20 protein-coding genes are annotated in these 21,477 nt (G+C 60.4%); 9 read left to right on the top strand and 11 right to left on the bottom strand.

Translation table 11 applies throughout. The features are described 5' to 3' along the window. Positions 1–15: 15 nt before the first annotated feature. The 3 genes from gsiB (at position 16) to gsiD (ending at position 3,479) form a co-directional block, all read left to right on the top strand. Positions 16–1,557, top strand: a complete 1,542-nt coding sequence (gene gsiB / locus CKQ53_RS16110) for a glutathione ABC transporter substrate-binding protein GsiB (RefSeq protein ID WP_420844235.1) — start codon at positions 16–18, stop codon at positions 1,555–1,557. Between the two features lie 87 nt (positions 1,558–1,644). Beyond that, complete coding sequence (gene gsiC / locus CKQ53_RS16105) at positions 1,645–2,565, top strand: glutathione ABC transporter permease GsiC (protein ID WP_085651550.1); 921 nt, start codon at positions 1,645–1,647, stop codon at positions 2,563–2,565. A gap of 8 nt (positions 2,566–2,573) precedes the next feature. Continuing rightward, on the top strand, positions 2,574–3,479 hold the full coding sequence (gene gsiD, locus CKQ53_RS16100; RefSeq protein WP_085651551.1) for a glutathione ABC transporter permease GsiD: 906 nt from the start codon (positions 2,574–2,576) through the stop codon (positions 3,477–3,479). A 121-nt stretch (positions 3,480–3,600) separates the two neighbouring features. On the opposite strand, the gene CKQ53_RS16095 is transcribed toward gsiD, so the two are convergent. From CKQ53_RS16095 to bioA, 5 genes are all read right to left on the bottom strand, one after another. Beyond that, entirely contained in the window at positions 3,601–5,298 is a 1,698-nt protein-coding gene (locus CKQ53_RS16095) for an NAD-dependent malic enzyme (RefSeq protein WP_094118215.1), read from the bottom strand. A 186-nt stretch (positions 5,299–5,484) separates the two neighbouring features. Continuing rightward, entirely contained in the window at positions 5,485–6,372 is an 888-nt protein-coding gene (cdd, locus tag CKQ53_RS16090) for a cytidine deaminase (RefSeq protein WP_085651553.1), read from the bottom strand. Between the two features lie 177 nt (positions 6,373–6,549). Continuing rightward, entirely contained in the window at positions 6,550–7,245 is a 696-nt protein-coding gene (locus CKQ53_RS16085) for a CidB/LrgB family autolysis modulator (RefSeq protein WP_085651554.1), read from the bottom strand. Continuing rightward, the gene (locus CKQ53_RS16080; RefSeq protein WP_085651555.1) at positions 7,239–7,652 is read right to left on the bottom strand and encodes a CidA/LrgA family protein; all 414 of its coding nucleotides are present in this window, start codon (positions 7,650–7,652) and stop codon (positions 7,239–7,241) included. The genes CKQ53_RS16085 and CKQ53_RS16080 overlap by 7 nt, the downstream gene beginning before the upstream one ends. 123 nt (positions 7,653–7,775) lie before the next feature. Further along, the gene (gene bioA / locus CKQ53_RS16075; RefSeq protein ID WP_100053513.1) at positions 7,776–9,062 is read right to left on the bottom strand and encodes an adenosylmethionine--8-amino-7-oxononanoate transaminase; all 1,287 of its coding nucleotides are present in this window, start codon (positions 9,060–9,062) and stop codon (positions 7,776–7,778) included. Positions 9,063–9,154: 92 nt separating this feature from the next. On the opposite strand from bioA, the gene bioB reads away from it, so the two are divergent. The 6 genes from bioB (at position 9,155) to CKQ53_RS16045 (ending at position 15,920) form a co-directional block, all read left to right on the top strand. Continuing rightward, positions 9,155–10,192, top strand: coding sequence for a biotin synthase BioB (gene bioB / locus CKQ53_RS16070; protein ID WP_085651557.1), 1,038 nt, complete (start codon positions 9,155–9,157; stop codon positions 10,190–10,192). Beyond that, on the top strand, positions 10,193–11,341 hold the full coding sequence (gene bioF, locus CKQ53_RS16065) for an 8-amino-7-oxononanoate synthase (protein WP_085651558.1): 1,149 nt from the start codon (positions 10,193–10,195) through the stop codon (positions 11,339–11,341). Next, complete coding sequence (bioC, locus tag CKQ53_RS16060) at positions 11,328–12,092, top strand: malonyl-ACP O-methyltransferase BioC (RefSeq protein WP_094118213.1); 765 nt, start codon at positions 11,328–11,330, stop codon at positions 12,090–12,092. Before bioF ends, bioC begins: the two co-directional genes overlap by 14 nt. Then, a complete protein-coding gene (bioD, locus tag CKQ53_RS16055) occupies positions 12,085–12,768 on the top strand; it encodes a dethiobiotin synthase (RefSeq protein ID WP_094118212.1) in 684 nt (227 codons plus the stop codon). The genes bioC and bioD overlap by 8 nt, the downstream gene beginning before the upstream one ends. 651 nt (positions 12,769–13,419) lie before the next feature. After that, positions 13,420–15,432, top strand: coding sequence for an excinuclease ABC subunit UvrB (gene uvrB, locus CKQ53_RS16050; RefSeq protein WP_094118211.1), 2,013 nt, complete (start codon positions 13,420–13,422; stop codon positions 15,430–15,432). Positions 15,433–15,470: 38 nt separating this feature from the next. Beyond that, complete coding sequence (locus tag CKQ53_RS16045; RefSeq protein ID WP_094118210.1) at positions 15,471–15,920, top strand: VOC family protein; 450 nt, start codon at positions 15,471–15,473, stop codon at positions 15,918–15,920. On the opposite strand, the gene CKQ53_RS16040 is transcribed toward CKQ53_RS16045, so the two are convergent. Genes CKQ53_RS16040 through CKQ53_RS16015 form a run of 6 tightly spaced genes read right to left on the bottom strand, consistent with a single transcriptional unit; the run spans position 15,917 to position 21,477 of the window. Next, the gene (locus CKQ53_RS16040; RefSeq protein WP_118895175.1) at positions 15,917–17,422 is read right to left on the bottom strand and encodes a class I adenylate-forming enzyme family protein; all 1,506 of its coding nucleotides are present in this window, start codon (positions 17,420–17,422) and stop codon (positions 15,917–15,919) included. The two genes, CKQ53_RS16045 and CKQ53_RS16040, sit on opposite strands and share 4 nt — an antisense overlap. After that, positions 17,419–18,207 carry a VOC family protein gene (locus tag CKQ53_RS16035; RefSeq protein ID WP_094118209.1) on the bottom strand — a complete coding sequence of 263 codons (789 nt, stop codon included), beginning with the start codon at positions 18,205–18,207 and terminating at the stop codon, positions 17,419–17,421. Before CKQ53_RS16035 ends, CKQ53_RS16040 begins: the two co-directional genes overlap by 4 nt. A gap of 10 nt (positions 18,208–18,217) precedes the next feature. Further along, positions 18,218–18,637, bottom strand: a complete 420-nt coding sequence (locus CKQ53_RS16030; RefSeq protein ID WP_118895173.1) for a PaaI family thioesterase — start codon at positions 18,635–18,637, stop codon at positions 18,218–18,220. A gap of 31 nt (positions 18,638–18,668) precedes the next feature. After that, on the bottom strand, positions 18,669–19,685 hold the full coding sequence (locus tag CKQ53_RS16025; protein ID WP_094118207.1) for a quinone oxidoreductase family protein: 1,017 nt from the start codon (positions 19,683–19,685) through the stop codon (positions 18,669–18,671). Positions 19,686–19,706: 21 nt separating this feature from the next. Continuing rightward, positions 19,707–20,702, bottom strand: a complete 996-nt coding sequence (locus CKQ53_RS16020) for an ABC transporter substrate-binding protein (protein ID WP_244200962.1) — start codon at positions 20,700–20,702, stop codon at positions 19,707–19,709. A 1-nt stretch (position 20,703) separates the two neighbouring features. Then, the gene (locus CKQ53_RS16015; RefSeq protein WP_118895171.1) at positions 20,704–21,477 is read right to left on the bottom strand and encodes an ABC transporter permease; all 774 of its coding nucleotides are present in this window, start codon (positions 21,475–21,477) and stop codon (positions 20,704–20,706) included.

The following is a 21,477-nucleotide window of genomic DNA, read 5'->3' as shown; positions in this document are numbered from 1 at the left end:
AGGAGAATGCACAACATGAAAACAGTTAAGACGCCTCACTGGCTGTTGGCCGTGGGCATCGCGGCTTCGATGACCGCAGCGCCGGTATGGGCGGCGAAGGATGCGGTGATCGCCGTCGCCTCCAACTTCACGACGCTCGATCCTTATGACGCTAACGACACGCTGTCTCAGACGGTGGCTAAATCGTTCTATCAGGGGCTGTTCGGCTTTGATAAGGACATGAAGCTGACGAACGTGCTGGCGGAAAGCTACCAGGCCAGCCCCGACGGCACCGTGTATACCATCAAATTACGGCCGGGCGTGAAATTCCACGACGGCACCGATTTCAACGCTGAAGCGGTGAAAATCAACTTCGATCGCGCCAGCAACCCGAACAACCACCTCAAGCGTTACAACCTGTTTAAGTCTATCGCCAGCACGGAGGTGGTCGATCCGCTGACGGTGAAAATTACGTTGAAAACGCCGTTCTCCGCGTTCGTCAACAATCTGGCGCATCCGGCGGCGGTCATCATCTCACCGGCGGCGCTGAAACAGTACGGCAAAGAGATCGGCTTCCACCCGGTCGGAACAGGGCCTTATCGCTTTGTGACCTGGAATCAGACCGACTTTGTGAAGGTGGAAAAATTCGCCGGTTACTGGCAGTCCGGCCTGCCTAAGTTGGACAGCATCACCTGGCGTCCGATCGTCGATAACAATACGCGCGCGGCGCTGTTGAAGACCGGCGAGGCGCAGTTCGCTTATCCGATCCCATTCGAGCAGGCCAAGCTGCTGGAAAACGACAAGGCTATCTCGCTGGTGGCGTCGCCGTCGATCCTGCATCGCTACATCAGCTTCAATGTGACGCAGAAGCCGTTCGACAACCCGAAGGTCCGTCAGGCGATCAACTACGCCATCAACAAGGATGCGCTCATTAAGGTCGCGTTCTCGGGCTACGCGGTGCCGTCCGAAGGTCCGCTGCCCGCCGGTATTGACTACGCGGTGCAGTACAAGCCGTGGCCGTACGATCCGGCCAAAGCGCGCGAGTTGCTCAAAGAAGCCGGTTATCCGAACGGTTTCACCACCACGTTATGGTCTTCACATAACCACAGCACAGCGCAGAAAGTGTTGCAGTTCACCCAGCAGCAGCTGGCGCAGGTAGGCATCAAGGTGCAGGTAACGGCGATGGACGCCGGACAGCGCGCTGCTGAAGTCGAAGGCAAAGGCGTGAAGGAGAGCGGGGTAAGAATGTTCTATACCGGCTGGTCCGCTTCCACTGGTGAAGCCGACTGGGCGCTAAGCCCGCTGTTCTCGACCGCCGCCTGGCCTCCCGCGCAGTTTAATACGGCGTTCTACAGCAATCCGGCGGTGGACGCCGATCTGGCGAATGCGTTGAAAACGACGGATCGCGCCGAGAAGCAAAAACTCTACGCCGATGCACAGGACAAAATTTGGGCGGATGCGCCCTGGGCGTTCCTGGTGACGGAAAAACTGGTGTCAGCCAATAGCAAGAAACTGACCGGCTTCTACATGATGCCGGACACGTCGTTCAGCTTTGATAATGCCGACCTGACTGAGTAACCAACCTGAGCCGCCGGCTTCCGTCCGGCGGCTTTTCCGTCCGGCGTATGGGCCGGTCGGCGAAATACCGTATGTGGAAAGGCGTCAATGCTGAATTATTTTCTCAAACGTTTACTGGGACTGATCCCAACCTTATTCATCGTCATGGTGCTGGTGTTCCTGTTTGTTCACCTGCTGCCGGGCGATCCCGCGCGTCTGGTGGCCGGACAAGATGCGGATGCCGAAGTGGTGCAGATGGTACGTCAGGAGCTGGGGCTAGACCGGCCGCTACCGCAGCAGTTTTTGCATTTCATGGGGAATGTCTTGCAGGGCGATTTTGGCCATTCAATGGTCTCCAAACGGCCGGTGACCGAAGAGATCGCCACTCGTTTCATGCCCACGTTTTGGCTGACGGTATGCAGCATGGTCTGGGCCACGCTGTTTGGCATGAGCATGGGGATCGTTTCGGCCGTGTGGCGCAACCGCTGGCCGGATCGGGTCGGCATGACGCTGGCGGTGTCGGGCCTCTCTTTTCCTGCCTTCGCGCTGGGTATGCTGCTAATGCAGGTTTTTTCGGTGCAATTGGGCTGGTTGCCGACCGTTGGGGCCGACAGCTGGCGGCACTATATTCTGCCGTCCATCACGCTGGGTGCGGCGGTGGCGGCGGTGATGGCCCGCTTTAGCCGCGCGTCTTTCGTCGAGGTGATGCAGGAAGACTATATGCGCACCGCCCGCGCCAAAGGGGTGAGGGAGTCGCTGGTCATCGTTAAGCACGGGCTGCGCAATGCGCTGATCCCGGTGGTGACGATGATGGGGTTGCAGTTCGGCTTCTTGCTGGGCGGCTCTATTGTGGTGGAAAAAGTGTTCAACTGGCCGGGGCTGGGCCGCTTGCTCGTGGACGCCGTGGAAATGCGCGATTACCCCGTGATTCAGGCGGAGGTGCTGCTGTTTTCGCTGGAGTTTATTCTCATCAATCTGTTGGTGGATATGTTGTATGCGGCCATCAATCCGTCTATTCGTTATCAGTGAGGAACACGATGAAAAACTGGCGACGTAATGCCGCGATGGCGGCGATGCCGACGGCGACGGCGCGGACAAATCGGACGCCGCTGCGGGAGTTCTGGCGGCGCTTCTGCCAACAGCGGGTCGCGCTGGTCGCGGGCCTGTTTGTCGTGCTGCTGGTGCTGGTGGCGGTATTTGCCCCGTATCTGGCGCCTTTCGACGCGGAAAACTACTTCGACTACGACCGCCTGAATGAGGGGCCGTCGGCGCTGCACTGGCTGGGCGTGGATTCGTTGGGGCGGGATATTTTCAGCCGCATCCTGCTGGGCGCGCGGATATCGTTGGTTTCCGGCGTGTGTTCCGTTTTGATTGGTATGGCGATCGGCACGGCGCTGGGGCTCTTGGCTGGCTACTACGAAGGGATGTGGGACCGCATCATTATGCGTATCTGCGACGTGTTGTTCGCGTTTCCGGGGATCCTGCTGGCGATTGCCGTCGTGGCGATTATGGGCAGCGGCATGGCCAACGTGGTGGTGGCGGTAGCGATTTTCAGCATTCCGGCCTTTGCCCGTCTGGTCCGCAGTAACACGCTGGTATTGAAACATCAGACATTTATTGAATCGGCGCGCAGCATTGGGGCATCCGACTGGACCATCGTGCTGCGCCATATTCTGCCTGGCACCGTGTCATCCATCGTGGTGTATTTCACCATGCGCATCGGGATGTCGATTATCACCGCCGCAAGCCTGTCGTTTCTGGGGCTGGGCGCGCAGCCGCCGATGCCGGAGTGGGGCGCGATGCTCAACGAGGCGCGTTCGGATATGGTATTGGCGCCGCACGTGGCGATTTTCCCCAGCCTGGCGATCTTTCTGACGGTGCTGGCTTTCAACCTGTTGGGCGATGGACTGCGCGATGCGCTGGATCACAAGCTCAAGTCCTAGTCGTCTTTTCACCGGTCTGCCTCAGACTGGCTCGTAGGAAAACAAAAACGCCGCGTCGAACAGGACGCGGCGTTTTTCATACATAAAGTCCGCGCGGCGAAGGCGACGCGGACGGACGACATCAGAACGAGGTACGTTTGTAGGTACGGTACTGCGGCTGCCAGAAGTTGTGCTCGATCGCCTTGATCAGCGCTTCTTCAGAGGTGACTTCCGCGACGCCATCTTCTTGCGCCATTTTGGCGACTTCCAGCGCAATGTGGTGCGACACTTCCTGAATTTTCTCGATCTCTGGCAGCAGGCCGCCTTTACCGTCGTTCGCCAGCGGCGAACAGTCGGCCAGCGCGCGACTGGCCGCCATCAGCATACCGTCGGTGATGCGACGCGCGCCGCAGGCCAGTACGCCCAGACCGATCCCTGGGAAGATATAGGAGTTGTTGCACTGGGCAATCGGGTAAATCTCGCCTTTATGCGTCACCGGCGCGAACGGGCTACCGGTCGCAACCAGCGCGGTGCCGTCGGTCCAGTTAAAGATATCTTCCGGACGCGCTTCCACGCGTGACGTCGGGTTAGACAGCGGCATGATGATAGGACGGGCGCAGTTGCTGTTCATTTCACGGATGATCTCTTCCGTAAACAGACCCGGCTGGCCGGAGACGCCGATGAGCACGGTCGGCTTGGCGTTCTGCATCACTTCCAGCAGAGAAATGGCATCGCTGCTGACGTCCCAATGCGCGATTCTCTCGCTCTTCTGTACCAGCGGGCTTTGGAAGTTAAGCAGGTTCGGCAGTTTGTCGGTCAGCAGACCGAAACGGTCGACCATGAAGACGCGAGAGCGGGCTTCTTCATCGGTCAGTCCTTCGGCCACCATCTGGGCGATGATCTGTTCGGCGATACCACACCCGGCGGAACCGGCCCCGAGGAAGGCGACGGTCTGGTCACGCAGCTGGCTGCCGGCGGCGCGGCTGGCGGCAATCAGGCTGCCCAGCGCCACGGCGGCGGTGCCCTGAATGTCGTCGTTAAAGCTACAGATTTCGTCGCGATAGCGGTTCAGCAGCGGCATGGCATTGCCCTGCGCGAAGTCTTCGAATTGCAGCAGAACGTTCGGCCAGCGGCGTTTTACCGCCTGAATGAATTCGTCCACAAAGGCGTAGTATTCGTCGCCGGAAATGCGCGGGTGACGCCAGCCCATGTACAGCGGGTCGTTCAGCAGCTGCTGGTTGTTGGTTCCGGCGTCCAATACCACCGGCAGGGTGTAAGCCGGGCTGATGCCGCCGCAGGCGGTGTACAGCGACAGCTTGCCGATAGGAATGCCCATACCGCCGATGCCCTGATCGCCGAGGCCCAGAATACGCTCGCCGTCGGTCACCACGATGACTTTGACGTTTTGTTTGGTGGCGTTCTGGAGCATATCGTCGATGTGTTCACGGTTCGGGTAGGAGATGAACAGGCCGCGCGCGCGACGATAGATATCGGAGAAGTGTTCGCAAGCTTCGCCGACGGTCGGGGTATAGATGATGGGCATCATTTCGCTCAGATGCCCTTGCAGCAGTCGGTAGAACAGGGTTTCGTTGGTATCCTGAATATTGCGCAGATACACGTGTTTTTCGATATCGTTCTTGAAACCTTCATATTGGCGCCAGGCGCGTTCGGCCTGTTCCTCTATGGTTTCAACCGCTTCCGGCAGCAGACCGGTCAGGTTGAAGTGCGATCGCTCTTCTTCGGTGAAGGCGCTGCCTTTGTTCAGTAACGGAAATTCGAGAAGGATAGGGCCAGCATAAGGTATGTAGAGGGGGCGTTTGCTTTCGTATTCTAATTCCATGACTTTTAGCTCTTTTTTTTAGGGGTAACAGAAATGGGTTCTGGTGCAGCTACGAAACGAAGTGTCTTTAAAATCTTAAAGAACCCAGTGAATATGTACAGGCAATGTTAATTAAAATAATTACATATGGCTTGCATTCAACTAAAAAGTGAGCAAGCTCACACCCTGTTTGGCATTGGGCAACAATCACGCAATAACAACGTACCGTAAATCAACATCTCCCAATGCCCCCAGCATCGACTGTGTCGCGCTCCATTGACTGATGACGGCCTGCTTCTGCTCGACCAGCACCGCATGCCGTAAATCGCTGATTTTTTCCCCTGACAGATTCATCAGATTCAGCGCCGCCTGTAGCGGCGGGAGGCTGGGGTTGAAGGCCGCATTTTCCGCGTAGCAGCCGGTGTAAATCGCCCCGGAGTGAGTTTGCAAGGCGACGCCGCTATAGGCTTCGGTATAGGGCGCGTGACTCCGATTGGCCGCCGCCAGCGCGGCCTGCACCAACGTATCCTCGCTGTAGACTCTCAACCCATGATGAACCTGGTCCATCAGCAGCGTGGCGACATTCAGATCGCGCGGGCCGAAGGCGTCGGGCAGATAATGGGAGAGGGACTGAGGCGTGCGTTCGGGCAAGCTGATAGTGAGCGTCGTCGCCGAGTTCAGTTCGTTGATGAACTGGCGACAGTGCCCGCAGGGTGAATAGTTGACGGTCAGCGTACGCAGCGCGCGTTCATGACGCAGCCAGGCATGAGTGATGGCGCTTTGCTCCGCATGCACGCTTTGTTGCAAGGGCAGGCCGGGGAACTCCATGTTGGCGCCGAAGTAGAGGTTGCCGCTGGCGCCCTGAGCGACCGCACCGACCTGAAAATGCGAGATGGGCGCATGGGCGCAGGCCGCTGCCAGCGGAAGCAGCATCAGCGCGAGCTGAGCCTCATCGACCTGACCGGCGAGACAAAGGCGTCCAACGTCAGCGGCAGACAGCCAGGCGGCGAAATCTCCCCGATTGAGTATTGGGGTGAGTACCGCCTTTATTGCCTCGGGCAGCGGGTTGAGTGCGGCGTGAAACCGTGATTGCATTGACGTCCCCCTTTTCATTGTTCTTTTTTCAAGCATAGCGGACAGCCGAAGTTGAATCGCTTAAATGTGATCTTTAGCACAATGACATGAAATCGAATGAAAAGTTGAGCGCCATTTTTGATCAAAATATGACATGCGCGAGCGCTCATCCGTGCAAGGCGGAGAGCGCTCCTGTCCTTAGTGCGCCATCAGCAGCAATAGCGGGAAGACGAACGGCGCGAGCAGCGACGTCATAATGCCGCAGATCACCAATGCCAGCGAACTGAACGCGCCTTCCTGAAAGTCGACTTCCGCGCAGCGGGCGGTGCCCAGCGCGTGGGACGCGGTGCCCATCGACAGCCCGCGCGCCGACTTCACTGTAATCTTCAGGCGGTTGAGCAGCGCATGGCCCATCACCGCGCCGAGAATGCCGACGAAGATCACGCAGACGGCGCTGATCGCGGGGATGCCGCCTATCGAGCTGGCGACCGCCATCGCGATGGGGGTGGTCACGGATTTGGGCAGGACCGACGCGGCGATTTCCGGCGTCGCGCCCAGCCACAACGCCACCAGCGTGCCGCTGACGATAGCGGTCAGGCTGCCGACAAAGCAGACTGTGATAATGGATTTCCACCGGGCGCGAATTTGATGAATTTGTTCATACAGCGGGAACGCCAGCGCAACCACGGCGGGCTGCAACAGGTTGTTCAGCACCTCGCTGCCTTTGAAATAGTGTTCGTAGGGGATACGCAGCAGCAGCAGAACGGGAATGATGATGAGCATGGACACCAGCAACGGATTCAGCAGCGGCATGTTCAGTTTTATCGCCACCCGGCGCGCGCCGAAAAACACCAGCAGCGTCAGCGGCAAGGACCACCATAAATAGGTCAGCATTGCTCTTTTTCCTTAGTTGCCTGCGTCGCTCCCGGCAGCGTTCTTTCCCTGTGCATGATCTGAGTGCAGTAACCGACCACCACCATCACAACCAGCGTACTGATCAAACACGAGACGACGATAGGACCAAACTGGCTGCGCAACAGATCGAAATAGCTCATCACGCCGACGCCAATGGGGACGAACAGCAAAGCCATATAGCGGATCAGCAGGTGACAACCGGGTCGGACCCAGTCGGCGGGAAGGATTTGCGAAGAGAGCAGGGCGAAAAGGATCAGCATGCCAATGATGCTGCCGGGGATAGTGATAGGCAGTAACGCGGATATCGTATTGCCTGCGTAAAGGCACAGGTAAATCAATACGAAAGCGCGTAAATACTGCCAGCAGAGTGTGATCGTATTACGCATGGGAGGATTCCTGATTAACTGAGGGGATTTATGATAGCGCTAACCGAAAGCCGGTGCTACGGGTTGCGCAGCACCGTTTCCCACAATGTAGAAACCGCTGTATTTTCACCAAGAAAAGCGGATTTAGTCGAACAATTCACTCTGCGATAAGGCTTCGGCGATGGCATCCGTCAGTCGGGATAACGCCTCTGCTGAAATAATATACGGCGGCATGAGATAGATCAGTTTACCGAAGGGGCGTATCCAGACACCTTTGTTAACAAAAAAGCGCTGCAGCCGCGCCATATTCACCGGCGCGACGGTTTCCACCACGCCGATGGCGCCGAGCACGCGGACGTCGGCCACGCGCGGAGAGGCTAGCAGCGGTAGTAGCGCGGCGCGCAGCTGCGCTTCGATGGCGGGCACCTGGGACGACCAGTTCCCTTCCTCTAGCAGCGCCAGGCTGGCGTTAGCGGCGGCGCAGGCAAGCGGGTTGCCCATAAAAGTGGGACCGTGCATGAAGCAGCCCGCGTCGCCGTCGCTGATGGTGTCGGCGATATGCCGGGTGGCGAGCGTCGCCGACAGCGTCATATAGCCGCCGGTCAGCGCCTTACCGAGACAAAGAATGTCCGGCGTGATGCCCGCATGTTCGCAGGCGAACAGCTTGCCGGTGCGGCCGAAGCCGGTGGCGATCTCATCGGCGATCAGCGGAATTCCGTACTGGTCACACAGCTGGCGTACCCGACGCAGATATTCGGGATGGTAGAACCGCATGCCGCCTGCGCCCTGCACGATAGGCTCCAGAATGACGGCTGCGATGCTGTCCGTCTGCTTTTCGATGAGCGCGACCAGTGAATCGGCATCCTCTTCTTGCCAGATATCGTCAAAACGACACTGCGGGGCATCGGCGAACAGGTGCGGCGGCAGATACCCCTGATAGAGGCTGTGCATCGAATTTTGCGGATCGCACACCGACATCGCGCCCAGCGTATCGCCGTGATAGCCGTGACGCAGCGTGACAAACTGGCGACGCGACTGTCCCTGCGCCTGCCAATACTGCAACGCCATCTTCATGGCGACCTCGACCGCCACCGAACCGGAATCCGCCAGAAACACGCACTCCAGCGCGTCCGGCGTCATCGCCACCAGCCGACGACACAGGTCGATGGCGGGCGCATGGGTGATGCCGCCGAACATGACGTGGGACATGTGGCCCAGCTGTTCCGTGACGGCCTGATTGATGCGGGGATGGTTATAGCCGTGGATCGCGGCCCACCAGGAGGACATGCCGTCCACCAGCGTGCGGCCATCCTCCAACTGGAGTTCGACACCGTGCGCGGCGCTCACCGGATAGCAGGGCAGGGGGTGGGTCATGGACGTGTAAGGGTGCCAGATATGGCGTTGGTCAAACTGGAGATCGTCTGGAGTGATCATAACTTGTCAACTAAATCTGTTTCAATTTGGTTGACAGTATATCCGCATAAATTACACTGACGAAATCTTTTTCACCCGGAGTTGTAGTGATGTCAGAACGTGTTCAATGGACGTTGGAACAGGCGCAAGACCTGTTTAATAAGCCCTTTCTGGAGCTGATGTATGAGGCGCAGACCGTTCACCGGCAGCATTTCGATCCGCGCCAGGTTCAGGTCAGCACGCTGCTGTCGATCAAGACCGGCGCCTGCCCCGAAGACTGCAAATATTGCCCCCAGAGTTCCCGTTATCGCACCGGCATCGAAACCGAACGTCTGATGCAGGTGGAGCAGGTGATGACCTCGGCCCGTCAGGCCAAGGCGGCGGGCTCGACCCGTTTCTGTATGGGGGCCGCCTGGAAAAACCCGCATGAGCGCGACATGCCCTATCTGGAAGAGATGGTGCGCGGCGTGAAAGAGCTGGGCATGGAAACCTGCATGACGCTGGGGACGTTGCAGGGCGATCAGGCGGAGCGACTGGCGGAAGCGGGGCTGGATTTTTACAACCATAACCTCGACACCTCGCCGGAATTCTACGGCAGCATCATCACGACCCGGACTTATCAGGAGCGTCTGGATACGCTCGGCAAAGTGCGCGAAGCGGGGATCAAAGTCTGTTCCGGCGGGATCATCGGTCTGGGCGAAACGGTACGCGACCGCGCCGGTCTGCTGGTGCAGCTGGCTAATCTGCCGACACCGCCGGAAAGTGTGCCGATCAACATGCTGGTCAAAGTCAAAGGCACGCCGCTGGCGGAAAACGATGATGTCGATCCGTTTGATTTCGTCCGCACCATCGCCGTCGCCCGCATCATGATGCCGACATCGCACGTCCGTCTGTCCGCCGGGCGCGAGCAGATGAGCGAGCAGACGCAGGCCATGTGCTTCATGGCCGGGGCGAACTCGATTTTCTACGGCTGCAAACTGTTGACCACCCCGAACCCGAAAGAAGACAAAGATTTGCAGCTGTTCCGCAAGCTGGGACTGAACCCGCAGCAGACCAGCACCGAGTACGGCGACAATCAGCAGCAACAGCATCTGACCGAGCAGTTGATGAACGCCGACACCGAGCAGTTCTACAACGCGGCGGTCTGAATGGGCTGGCAGCAACGAATCGAACGAGCGCTGACGCAGCGGCGCGAGGAGGGAGCCTACCGCCAGCGTCAGGTGAATGAATGCGGCGGCGGGCGTTGGCTGGAACGCAATGGTCACGGCTACCTTAATTTTTCCAGTAACGATTATCTCGGCATCAGCCAGCATCCCGCGATAGTGCGCGCGTGGCAGCAGGGCGCTGAGCGTTTTGGCGTAGGCAGCGGCGGTTCGGGACATGTGACCGGCTACAGCGTCGCGCACGAAGCGCTGGAGCAGCAGCTGGCGGACTGGCTCGGCTACGATCGCGCGCTGTTGTTTATCTCCGGCTATGCCGCCAATCAGGCCGTGATCGCCGCGCTGGCGGAAGCCGGGGATCGCATCCTGGCGGACAAGCTGAGCCATGCGTCGCTGCTGGAGGCCGCCGCGCTGTCGCCCGCGACGTTACGCCGCTTCCCGCACAATCAGCCGGAGGGGCTGGAGCGTCTGTTGCGCTCGCCGTGCGACGGCCAGACGCTGGCGGTGACGGAAGGCATCTTCAGCATGGATGGGGATGCGGCGCCGCTGCCTGAACTGCAGGCGGCGAGCCGTCAGCACGGCGCGTGGCTGATGGTGGACGATGCGCATGGTATCGGCGTAGTGGGCGAGGAGGGGCGCGGCAGCTGCTGGAATCAGGGCATTCAGCCTGAGCTGCTAATCGTCACCTTCGGTAAAGCGTTCGGCGCCAGCGGCGCGGCGGTGCTGTGTCGCCACGACGTCGCGGAGTATCTGACGCAGTTCGCCCGCCACCTCATCTATAGCACCTCAATGCCGCCCGCTCAGGCCTGCGCGCTGAGTGCGGCGCTGGACGTCGTGCGTCATGGCGACGACCTGCGGCAGCGTCTGACGGACAACATCGCCCACTTTCGTCACGGTGCCGCCGGGTTGGCCTATCAACTGCAAACGTCCCAGAGCGCGATCCAACCGCTGATCGTCGGCGACAATCACCACACGCTGGCGCTGTCCCAGACGTTGCGCGATCAGGGGCTGTGGGTCGGCGCGATGCGGCCGCCGACGGTGCCGCCGGGCACCTCTCGTCTGCGTATCACCTTGACCGCGAGTCATACGCCGCAGGACATCGACCGGCTGCTGGAGGTGTTGCATGACGCAGGCTGAGTCCCCCCATAAGCGGGCGATCGCGCGGGCGTTTGGCCGCGCCGCCACCCACTACGACCGCTTTTCCGAGCTACAGCGCGATAGCGGGGAGCGGCTGATGTCGCTGCTGGATGGTCACGCCGGGGTGGAATTGCTGGACGCGGGCTGCGGGACGGGCTATTTCAGCCGCCGCTGGCAGGCGCAGTGCAAACGCGTTACCGCGCTGGACCTGTCGTCGCAGATGTTGGCGGAAGCGCGACAGCAGGCGTCGGCGACCCACTATGTCTTGGGCGACATCGAACATCTGCCGTTACCGACGGCGAGCGTGGACCTGTGCTTCAGCAATCTGGCGATCCAGTGGTGCGACGACCTGTCGCGCGGGCTGGGCGAGCTGCATCGCGTGACGCGTCCTGGCGGCGCTATCGCCTTCTGTACGCTGGCGCAAGGCACGCTGACGGAGCTGGAAAGCGCATGGCAACGTCTGGATGGATCGCGTCGGGTCAATCGTTTCTTGACGGTGCCGGAGATTGAAGCGGCCTGCCAGCCCTATCGCCATCGGTTGGTCAGCGCGCCGATCACCTGCTATTTCCCCGATGTGCTGAGCCTGATGCGCTCGCTGAAGGGCGTCGGCGCGACCTGGCTGCACGAAGGACGCTCTTCCCGAGCCATTAATCGGGAACGGCTGCGGGCGCTGGCGGAGGTCTATCCGCGTGAGCCGCAAGGTTACCCTCTGACTTATCAACGGATGTTGGGAGTGATTGAACATGACTAAGCGCTGGTTCGTGACCGGCACGGACACCGACGTGGGCAAAACGGTCGCCAGCGCCGCGCTGTTACAGGCGGCCGGACGCGACGGGTATCTCACCGCGGGTTACAAGCCTGTGGCCTCCGGCTGCGACATGACGCCTGACGGGCTGCGCAATCGAGATGCATTGTGGCTACAGGCCAACAGTCGGCTGACGATGGCCTATGACGAGGTCAACCCGCTGGCTTTCGCCGAGCCGACATCGCCGCATATCGTCAGCGCAGACGAAGGGCGCCCGATCGAATTCGACGCGCTCAGCGCGGGGCTACGCGCGTTGACGGCCCGTTCGGAGTGGGTGTTAGTGGAAGGCGCTGGCGGATGGTTCACGCCGCTTTCGCCGTATCAGACGTATGCGGACTGGGTCGTGCAGGAGCAACTGCCGGTCATTCTGGTCGTTGGCGTCAAGCTGGGCTGCATCAATCACGCCATGCTCACCGCGCAGGCTGTGCAACAGGCCGGGCTAACGCTGGCGGGATGGATAGCCAATGACGTCGCTCCGCCCGGCAACCGTCATCAGGCTTATTTGCAGTCGCTTCAGCAGCAGATTCCTGCGCCGATGCTGGGTGAAATTCCGCATTTGACCGATCCTGAGCCGGGGCAGAACTTGGGGCAGTATCTGAACCTGGCTGCGCTCAGCACGTAATCGGCGACGAAAAGACTAAAGGTGCTAAAAATTGATAGGAAAAAGCATCTTGAAAAAAACTTTTTCAGGGTGATTTTGGGTGGTTTTTTTGACGTTAATCAACACACAAGCGCCTTTTTTCGCCTCGCCGGATCATCATTACGTCAGAAAATAAAGTTTAAAAAAATGGTTGCATCCCCATACAGTGAGTTCGGGTCTCTATCTCCAACTCAGGACCACCGGGCTCTTGTGGGAGTTATCCACCATTTCTGTGGATAACCGTGTGTATGAGGATTAGAAAAACGCATCCAGACGAGAGCTGGCGCGGGTTTTGCTCAGGTTGACGGTATTCTCGGCTTTTTGGTCAATGTAATAAAAATCAATAGCTTAATTAAAATCAAGCGTCATTTCTCGCGCCGCTGGCGAGTTGTGTAAATTCCGGTCAACGTTCAATACATTTTAATGTCACTGCGGTGACAGCTGGGGATAAGATGCATTTTCGCGCTGGCTAAGGCCATCGCAATATGCTATCGCGGCACACAAAACTTGAGGCTGGGGTTATATCCAGTATCATGTGGCTGGCATTCAACCCGATCGCTTTCCATACTGAGGAAGTCGACTTCGTGACCGACCGTCGTTTCTTTCATCTTCTCCAATCAGGTAGCCCAGCTCATGAGTAAAGAATTTAAACTGCATTCCGCCTACAAACCTGCAGGCGACCAGCCGGAAGCCATTCGCAGGCTAAAGGAAGGTCTGGAAGACGGTCTGGCACACCAGACGCTGCTGGGCGTTACCGGTTCAGGCAAGACCTTCACGGTGGCTAACGTCATCGCCGACCTCAACCGGCCCACGATGGTGCTGGCGCCCAATAAAACCCTGGCGGCGCAGCTGTATGGCGAAATGAAAGAGTTCTTCCCGGAGAACGCGGTGGAATATTTCGTCTCCTACTACGACTACTACCAACCGGAAGCCTACGTACCGAGTTCTGACACTTTCATCGAGAAAGATGCCTCGGTGAACGAGCATATCGAACAGATGCGTCTTTCCGCGACCAAAGCGCTGCTGGAGCGTCGCGATGTCGTGGTGGTGGCCTCCGTCTCGGCAATCTATGGTCTGGGTGACAAGGCGCTGTATCTGAAAATGATATTGCACCTGTCTCAGGGCATGTTGATCGGGCAGCGGGATATCCTGCGTCGATTGGCGGAATTGCAGTATGCCCGTAACGATCAGGCTTTCCAGCGCGGTACCTTTCGGGTACGCGGCGATGTCATCGACATCTATCCGGCGGAATCGGACGACGTGGCGCTCCGCGTGGAGCTGTTTGACGACGAAGTGGAACGGCTGTCGCTGTTTGATTCCCTGACCGGGCAGATCATCAGCAACGTGCCGCGTTTTACCATCTATCCCAAGACGCACTACGTCACGCCGCGCGAGCGTATTCTGCAGGCGATGGAAGAGATTAAGGACGAGCTGGGCGACCGTCGCAAAATCCTGCTCGCCAATAACAAGCTGCTGGAAGAGCAGCGCATTATGCAGCGCACTACGTTCGATCTGGAGATGATGAACGAGCTGGGCTACTGCTCCGGCATCGAAAACTACTCCCGCTATCTGTCCGGTCGCGGCCCGGGCGAGCCGCCGCCGACGCTGTTCGACTACCTGCCGGCGGACGGCCTGCTGGTGATCGATGAATCCCACGTCACAATTCCGCAGCTGGGCGGGATGTATCGCGGCGACCGGGCGCGCAAGGAAACGCTGGTCGAGTACGGTTTCCGTCTGCCGTCGGCGCTGGACAACCGACCGATGAAGTTTGAGGAGTTTGAGGCGCTCGCGCCGCAGAGCATCTATGTGTCGGCGACGCCGGGCAAGTACGAACTGGAGAAGTCTGGCGGCGAAGTTATCGATCAAGTCGTGCGTCCCACCGGTTTATTGGACCCGATCATCGAAGTGCGGCCGGTGTCCACGCAGGTGGACGATCTGCTGTCGGAAATCCGCAAGCGCGTCGCCATCAACGAGCGCGTGCTGGTCACGACGCTGACCAAGCGGATGGCGGAAGACCTGACGGAATATCTGGAGGAGCACGGCGAGCGTGTCCGCTACCTGCACTCGGATATCGATACGGTTGAGCGGGTGGAAATCATCCGCGACCTGCGACTCGGCGAGTTCGACGTGCTGGTCGGGATCAACCTGTTGCGAGAAGGGTTGGATATGCCGGAGGTCTCGCTGGTGGCGATCCTGGATGCGGATAAAGAAGGCTTCCTGCGTTCCGAGCGCTCATTAATTCAGACCATCGGACGTGCCGCGCGTAACCTGAACGGTAAAGCCATTCTTTACGGCGACAAGATCACCCCGTCGATGGAGCGTGCGATCTCGGAAACGCAGCGTCGTAGAGAGAAACAGCAGGAGCACAACGAACAGCACGGCATCGTGCCGCAGAAGCTCAACAAGAAAATCGGCGATATTCTGCAAATCGGCCAGTCGCCGAACCACAAGGGCAAGGGCCGTGGCCGTCAGGCCGCCGAGCCGGATGCGAGTTACGCACTGCTGACCCCGAAGGCGCTGGAGCAAAAGATCGCCCAGTTGGAAGCGCAAATGTTGAAACATGCGCAGAATCTGGAATTCGAGGACGCCGCCAACCTGCGCGACGAGGTTCAGGCGCTGCGGGCGCAGTTTATCGCCGCCTCGTAATGGCGGCATGATGACCTAGACGATCAAAAGGACCCGCGATGGATACGTTAACGTCAGGTATCGATGTGCTGTTTATCGCGGGCTTTGGCCCGATCACGACGTCGGCACCGGACAGCGCCGCGTTTTACGTCGATATGTTGCAGCTCCCTCTAAAACCCTATCCCGACAACCCGGACTATTTGCTCACCGATGCGCTGGATGGGGCGAAGCACTTTGCCCTCTGGCCGTTGGCGCAGGCCAGTGAGTCTTGCTTCGGCGACGAGCGTTGGCCGGAACAGTATCCGGTTCCCCAGAGCTGGCTGGAGTTCGAGGTGAGCGATCTCGCCGAGGCCACACAGCGCCTCAAACAGCAGGGCATTTCACTGCTGGTGGAAAACCGGCTGGAACCCTGGCAGCAACGGGTGACGCGATTCCTGAGTCCCGAGGGGATTTTAGTGGGACTCACCGTGACGCCGTGGCTGTGTCAGCCTGACGATACGCAACGCTAGCGCGGCGAGTCGTCCCGCATGCGCCGGGCGGCCTCCGCCTTCAGCGCGCTGCGGTCAATCTTATTGGTGCCCGCCAGCGGAAAACGGTCGAGCAGCCAGATGCGGCGGGGATGCAGGTAGGCCGCGCCGTGCGTCAGCGCAAACGCCTTGAGCGTCTCTTCGTCAGACTGCCGTCCCGGACGTAAAATCACCCAGGCGACCGGCTTGGCGCCCTTGATCTCATCGTCCACCGGCACCACGCAGGCTTGTTGTACGTCCGGGTGGCGTTCCAGCAGTTGCTCCACCTCGCTCGGGTAGATATTTTCCCCTCCGCAGACAAACATATCGTCGTGACGACCCACAAAGGTGTAGAACCCCGCCTCGTCGCGCCGAAATATGTCGCCGGTGCGGTAGAAGCCATCCGGCGTGAACGGTGGGGGAATGTCCGGCCGCTGGTGATAACCCTGCATCAGCGCGGGGCTGTTGATCTCCAGTACGCCGTAGTCCGACAGCGTTCCATGCGCATCTCTCAATCGCAGCTGCACTTCCGGATGCGGATAGCCGGTCGCCAGCGGGGGCGGTTCCAGCCCGTCGGGAGGCGGGCCGAAAACCACCGGACCGCCTTCGGTTGTTCCGTAGGCGTTGATGATGCGGGCGGTGGGCAGTAAACGACGAATTTGCGTCAGCAGGCTGGCGCTGACCGGCGCCGATCCCATTCGCACCACGCGCACGCAGGTCATGTCGCTGCTCGCCAACAGGGCTTTCTCGTGCAGCATCATGGCGATCATCGGCGGCACGGCGGTCAGCCAGCTACAGCGAAAGTCATGAATGGCGCGAATGTAGGCCGGGGCGGTGAACTGCGGCAGGATCACCGCGCTGACGCCGCTTGCCAGCGATAACAGGATCAACGCCAGCGCATTCATATGGTAAAACGGCGCGGCGATCAGCAGCCGTTCCCCCTCAAGTTCGCCTGCGTCGCGGCGCGTCTGGACGACCCACCGGTGGCTGTCGTGCGTCAGACGCACGCCTTTGGGCATCCCGCTGGAGCCGGAGGTATACAGCAGCAGCGCCAGATCCTGCGGACGCGCCTGATACGGCGTCAACGGTCCGGGGTCGGCAAACGCGTGCCATGCGTCATCGCTGAAAGAGACGTACGGCAGCGCGGGCGGGAGACGGTGTCGCTGCGCCTCGTCGGCGAAGGCCAGCACGGCGCCGCTGTCTCGCACAATCGCGTGCAGGGTGTTGGTCGGCAGCTTGATGTTGATCGGGACCGCCACCAGCCCGGCGCGCAGGATGCCGAGCAGCGCGGTGATATAGGGTATGGAATTCAGTCCCAGAATCGCCACCCGACAGCCCGGTTCGAATCCACGCGCCAGCAGCGCGCGACCGATCGCATCGGCCTGTTGATTGAGCTGCTCATAGCGGTAGGTGAGGGCGGGCCCTTCATCCTGCGGGGCGATGAGCGCCGTCAACGGGCTGTTGCGTAGATTGGTGTCCAGTACGCCGAGGTTACGAGCGGTCATGGCAGAAACTCAAGTAGGTGGTTGAACATCGGGAGCGCGACGACCAGTTGTTCGGGCCGTTCGCTGACCGGCAAGCCGAGCGCCCGCGCGTTTTCAGCGATTTGCGGACGGTCGCCGCCGTGAAAACGAAGCGCCGCGAACTGGCTGTCTCGCGCGTCGTCGAGGGCGATCAGCGAGGGATAGCGTTGCGCAAAGGCGTCATGAGGGAGAAACGCCAGCGAGAATGACGGCGTCAGCGCGCCCAGCCCCCGATACTGCTGCGCCAGCGCGTCCGGATCGCGGCCCACCACGGTCAACTGGCCGATGCGCGTGACGCCGTTCGGATGCCGTAGCCACGGATCGCGCCAGACCAGCTCCGGCGTATGGTGCTGGCAGAAATAGATGCGCCCGGCGCTGAAGCTGCCTGCGGCGAGATACACGGTGCTGAAACGCGCCGCCAGCGCCTGTCCGTCCAACGTGACGGGGCGTGAGAAGTGGCTGACCGGCTGGGTGGCGAATCCCGCCGTCTGTAGCTGGTCGACGCTCGCGTCGATGTCCTGACTGCCGAACACCAGCCCGTCCAGACCGCCCGGCCCATCCAGCAGCTCCCGTCGCCGAGGCGCTTCGTCCGGCGGCAGGCCGAGGATCTCCAGATAGTGACCCTCGAACATGATGAGATGATTGATCGATCCCAACGAGTGGCGACCGCGCGGCGTGAGCGTAAAGCCCAGCTGTTGCAGGAGGGTCGCGGCCCGGTCGGTGTCGAATCGGGCATTAAGCACCACATGGTCCAGAGAGAGCGTCATTGATCGTGCCTCACGCGGTCGCCGTTGAATAGAGGCCGCGGCCGCTGGCGACCAGACGTCCCTCGGCGTCAAACAGCTCGGCTTCCGCGCAGGAAACCTGTTTGCCGAGTTTGATCACCCGACCCCGGGCGCGCAGATCGCCACGTGCCGGACGGTGATAGTCCACGTGCAGGTTCAGGGTGGGCACGCCGTGGCCGGTAAAGGCCACCAGCGCCCAGTCGGCGGTGAGGTCGATGAGGGCGGCGAGGATGCCGCCGTGGGTGTAGCCGCCCGCCGGATTAACGACCCACTCTTCACGCCAGCGTGCGGTGAGCTCAATCTCGCCGTCGCCGACGGCGACAACGCTCAGGCCCAGCCACTGATGATAAGGGCCTGCCAGCAGGCGGGCCTGAACGTCGGCGATATCTAAGGGTGTAGAGGACTGCGTCATGGGCTTTACCTTTTTAGTCGGAGAATTGCCCTCAGGGCGTCACGATAACCTTGCCGAGGACTTCGCGATCGCGGATCAGCCTCAGCCCTTCCGCTGCCTGTTCCAGCGGGATAATGCGGTCAATCAGCGGGTCGATTTCACCGCGCGCCACCTGATCGAGGAGGGAGACCAAATCTTCCTGGTAGAAGCTGTTGGAGCCTTTGATGTTCAGCTCGAAGCTCCACACGTAGCGTAAATCCTCCTGCGGGTCGTATCCGGCGGTCGCGCCGCAGACCAGCAGCAGGCCGCCGCGTTTCAGGCAGCGCAGCGATGGACGCCAGGTGTCCCCGCCGGTGAAATTGATGACCACGTCCACGCCGCCTTCATAGGTGCGTCGTTGGGGCTTGCCGAAGGTGGCGATGGCCCAGCGCGAGAAGTCCGTTTCCCGGTAGTTGACGATGTGATCGGCACCCAAGGCCCGCAGCGCTCCGCCTTTTTCATCGCTGCCCACGCAGGCGATGACCTCCGCGCCGAGTCGTTTCGCCAGCACCACGCAGGCGGAACCGACGCCGCCGCTGGCGCCAAGGATCAGCACGCGGTCGCCCGACTTGATCGTGTGGTGGGTGATCAGCATGCGATGGGCGGTGCCGTAGGCGACCGGTAAGGCCGCTGCCTGAGCGAAGCTGACGCTGTCGGGCAGGGCGATGAGCTGGGCGGCGTCGGCCAGCGCATACTCGGCCATACCGCCGTCAATCATTTCGCCCATCAGCCCGACATCGGGCTTGAGCGGATTGACCAGCACGCGGTCTCCGATGCGCCAGCCGTCGACGCCGTCGCCGATGTCGACGAGGGTGCCCGCCAAATCCAGACCCGGAACCACGGGCAGTGGAATAGTGATTCCGGGCATGCCTATCACGGTGAAGACGTCGTGATAGTTGAATGACGAGGCGCCCACGCGCAGCACGACGTGGCCGGGTTGCGGCGTCGGCCGCGGATGCGTGTCAACGACCTGTAGCTGGTCGAGATCGCCGTGCTGTGTCAGCACCAGCGCTTTCATATTTTTGCTCACGAAAAGTCTCCTGTCGGGCGGTTAGTTGGCCTGAGGGGCGATGGTTTTTGACTGCTGATACGGACCGGTCACAAACAGGTTGTCGTTCAGCGTGCCTTTGATGGCGCCACTGTCGAGGAACACCTTGTGCTGCAGTTTCAGCGTGTCGATATCCGCCGGTTCAAACGACAGGCGGTTCATGCTCTGCCAACGGCCGACATAGACTTCGGCGTCTTTGCGGGGGAGATTGGCGTGGGTTTGCAGCAGTTGCACCACCTGTTGCGGATGGTCCTGACCCCAGCTCAGCGTATCGCGTAGCGAAGCAATCACGCGGGCCACGGCGTCGGGATGCTGTTCGATAAATTCGCTGCGCACGGCGCCCACGCCGATGTAGGGGACCGCATCGCTGTGCGTAATTTTCCGCCACTCGTCTGCGAAGCTGCCGAGCGGTCGGGTGTGCAGATCGTCCAGCTGTCCGATGGTGACCGAACGCAGCGCGGCGGCGTCTACCTGCTTCTGCGAGAGGAACTGCGCCAGCCGTGATTCGTTGCCCCCGACCAGCGAGAAGTCCGCGGGCTTGATGCCATAGTTGCGGTTAAGGATGGCGCTGGCGATCACTGCGACCGAGGAGCCGGCAGGCGACATGCCGATCTTTTTGCCTTTCAACTGCGCCAACGAGGTGATGGGAGAGTCCTGCGGGACGACAAACTGGACGTCGGCGGGCTGCGTGGCGGCGAAAATCTTCACCGGCACGCCCTCGGCGGCAGTACTGAAGATTCCGGCCAGCGGGGCGCCAAAGGCCAGATCGATAGAGCCGGAGGCCAGCGCCTTCACCGGCGCGTTGACGTCGGGAAAGTGAATGAATTCGGCGTCGATGCCGTGACGCGCCAGAAACTCGGTGCTTTCCAGCACGGCGCCGTACCCGAGGCTGACGCCGCTGGTCCAGTAGCCGATGCGGACTTTCTCCGCCGCCGAGGCGGCATGGGCGAACAGCGTCCCCGCGACCATCAGGGCCGCAACCACTTTTATTTTCATCATGTTATTCCCGGGTCAGTTTTTTCCAGCGGAACAAACGCCGTTCCAGCGGTTTAAGAATTCCCCCCTCTAGCAGCAGCATGAGAGAGACCAGAAGTACCGTCCAGGCGAAGACCTGATCGGTTTGAACCAGATCGCCCGCCTGTCGCAGGCGATAGCCGATGCCGTTGGACGCGCCCAGCGTTTCGGCCACCAGCGAGACGCGCCAGCCGAAGCCAAAGGCCAGTCGCGCGCCGGAGAAGAAGTAGGGCAGGATCGTCGGCAGGTAGATTTTCAGCAGCGTCTGCCAGCGGTTCATGCGGAAGCTGCGCGCCAGTTCGAGATACTGCGACTCCACCGTTTGCGCGCCCTGCCAGACGTTGGTCAGGATCAGCGGCATCGCGGTCATGAACACCACGAACACCGTCGTCGCGTTGGAGATGCCGAACCAGATAATGGCGAAGATCGCCCAGATGGCCGAAGAGACGCTGTTGAACACCGCCAGCAGCGGCTCGAAAAACTGCGCCAGACGCCGACTCGCGCCGAGCGCTAAGCCCAACGGCGTACCGACCAGCGTCGCGAAAGCAAAGCCCAACGCCACGCGCGACAGCGTGATGCCGACGTCCTCCAGCAGCGTGCCGCTACGCCAAAGCATGGCCAGCGCCTGCGCGGTTTTTTCCGGCCCCGGCAAGATGAAGGCGGGCATCCGCAGCGCCAATAACCACCACGCCAGCAGGAAAATCGCCAGTAGAGTGACGCGCTGTAAGATCAGCGTGGACAGCGAACGTGAGCGCGTCAT

The organism is Lonsdalea britannica, from assembly GCF_003515985.1.
Lineage (GTDB): Bacteria > Pseudomonadota > Gammaproteobacteria > Enterobacterales > Enterobacteriaceae > Lonsdalea > Lonsdalea britannica.
This window is presented reverse-complemented; position numbering and strand designations above follow the sequence as displayed.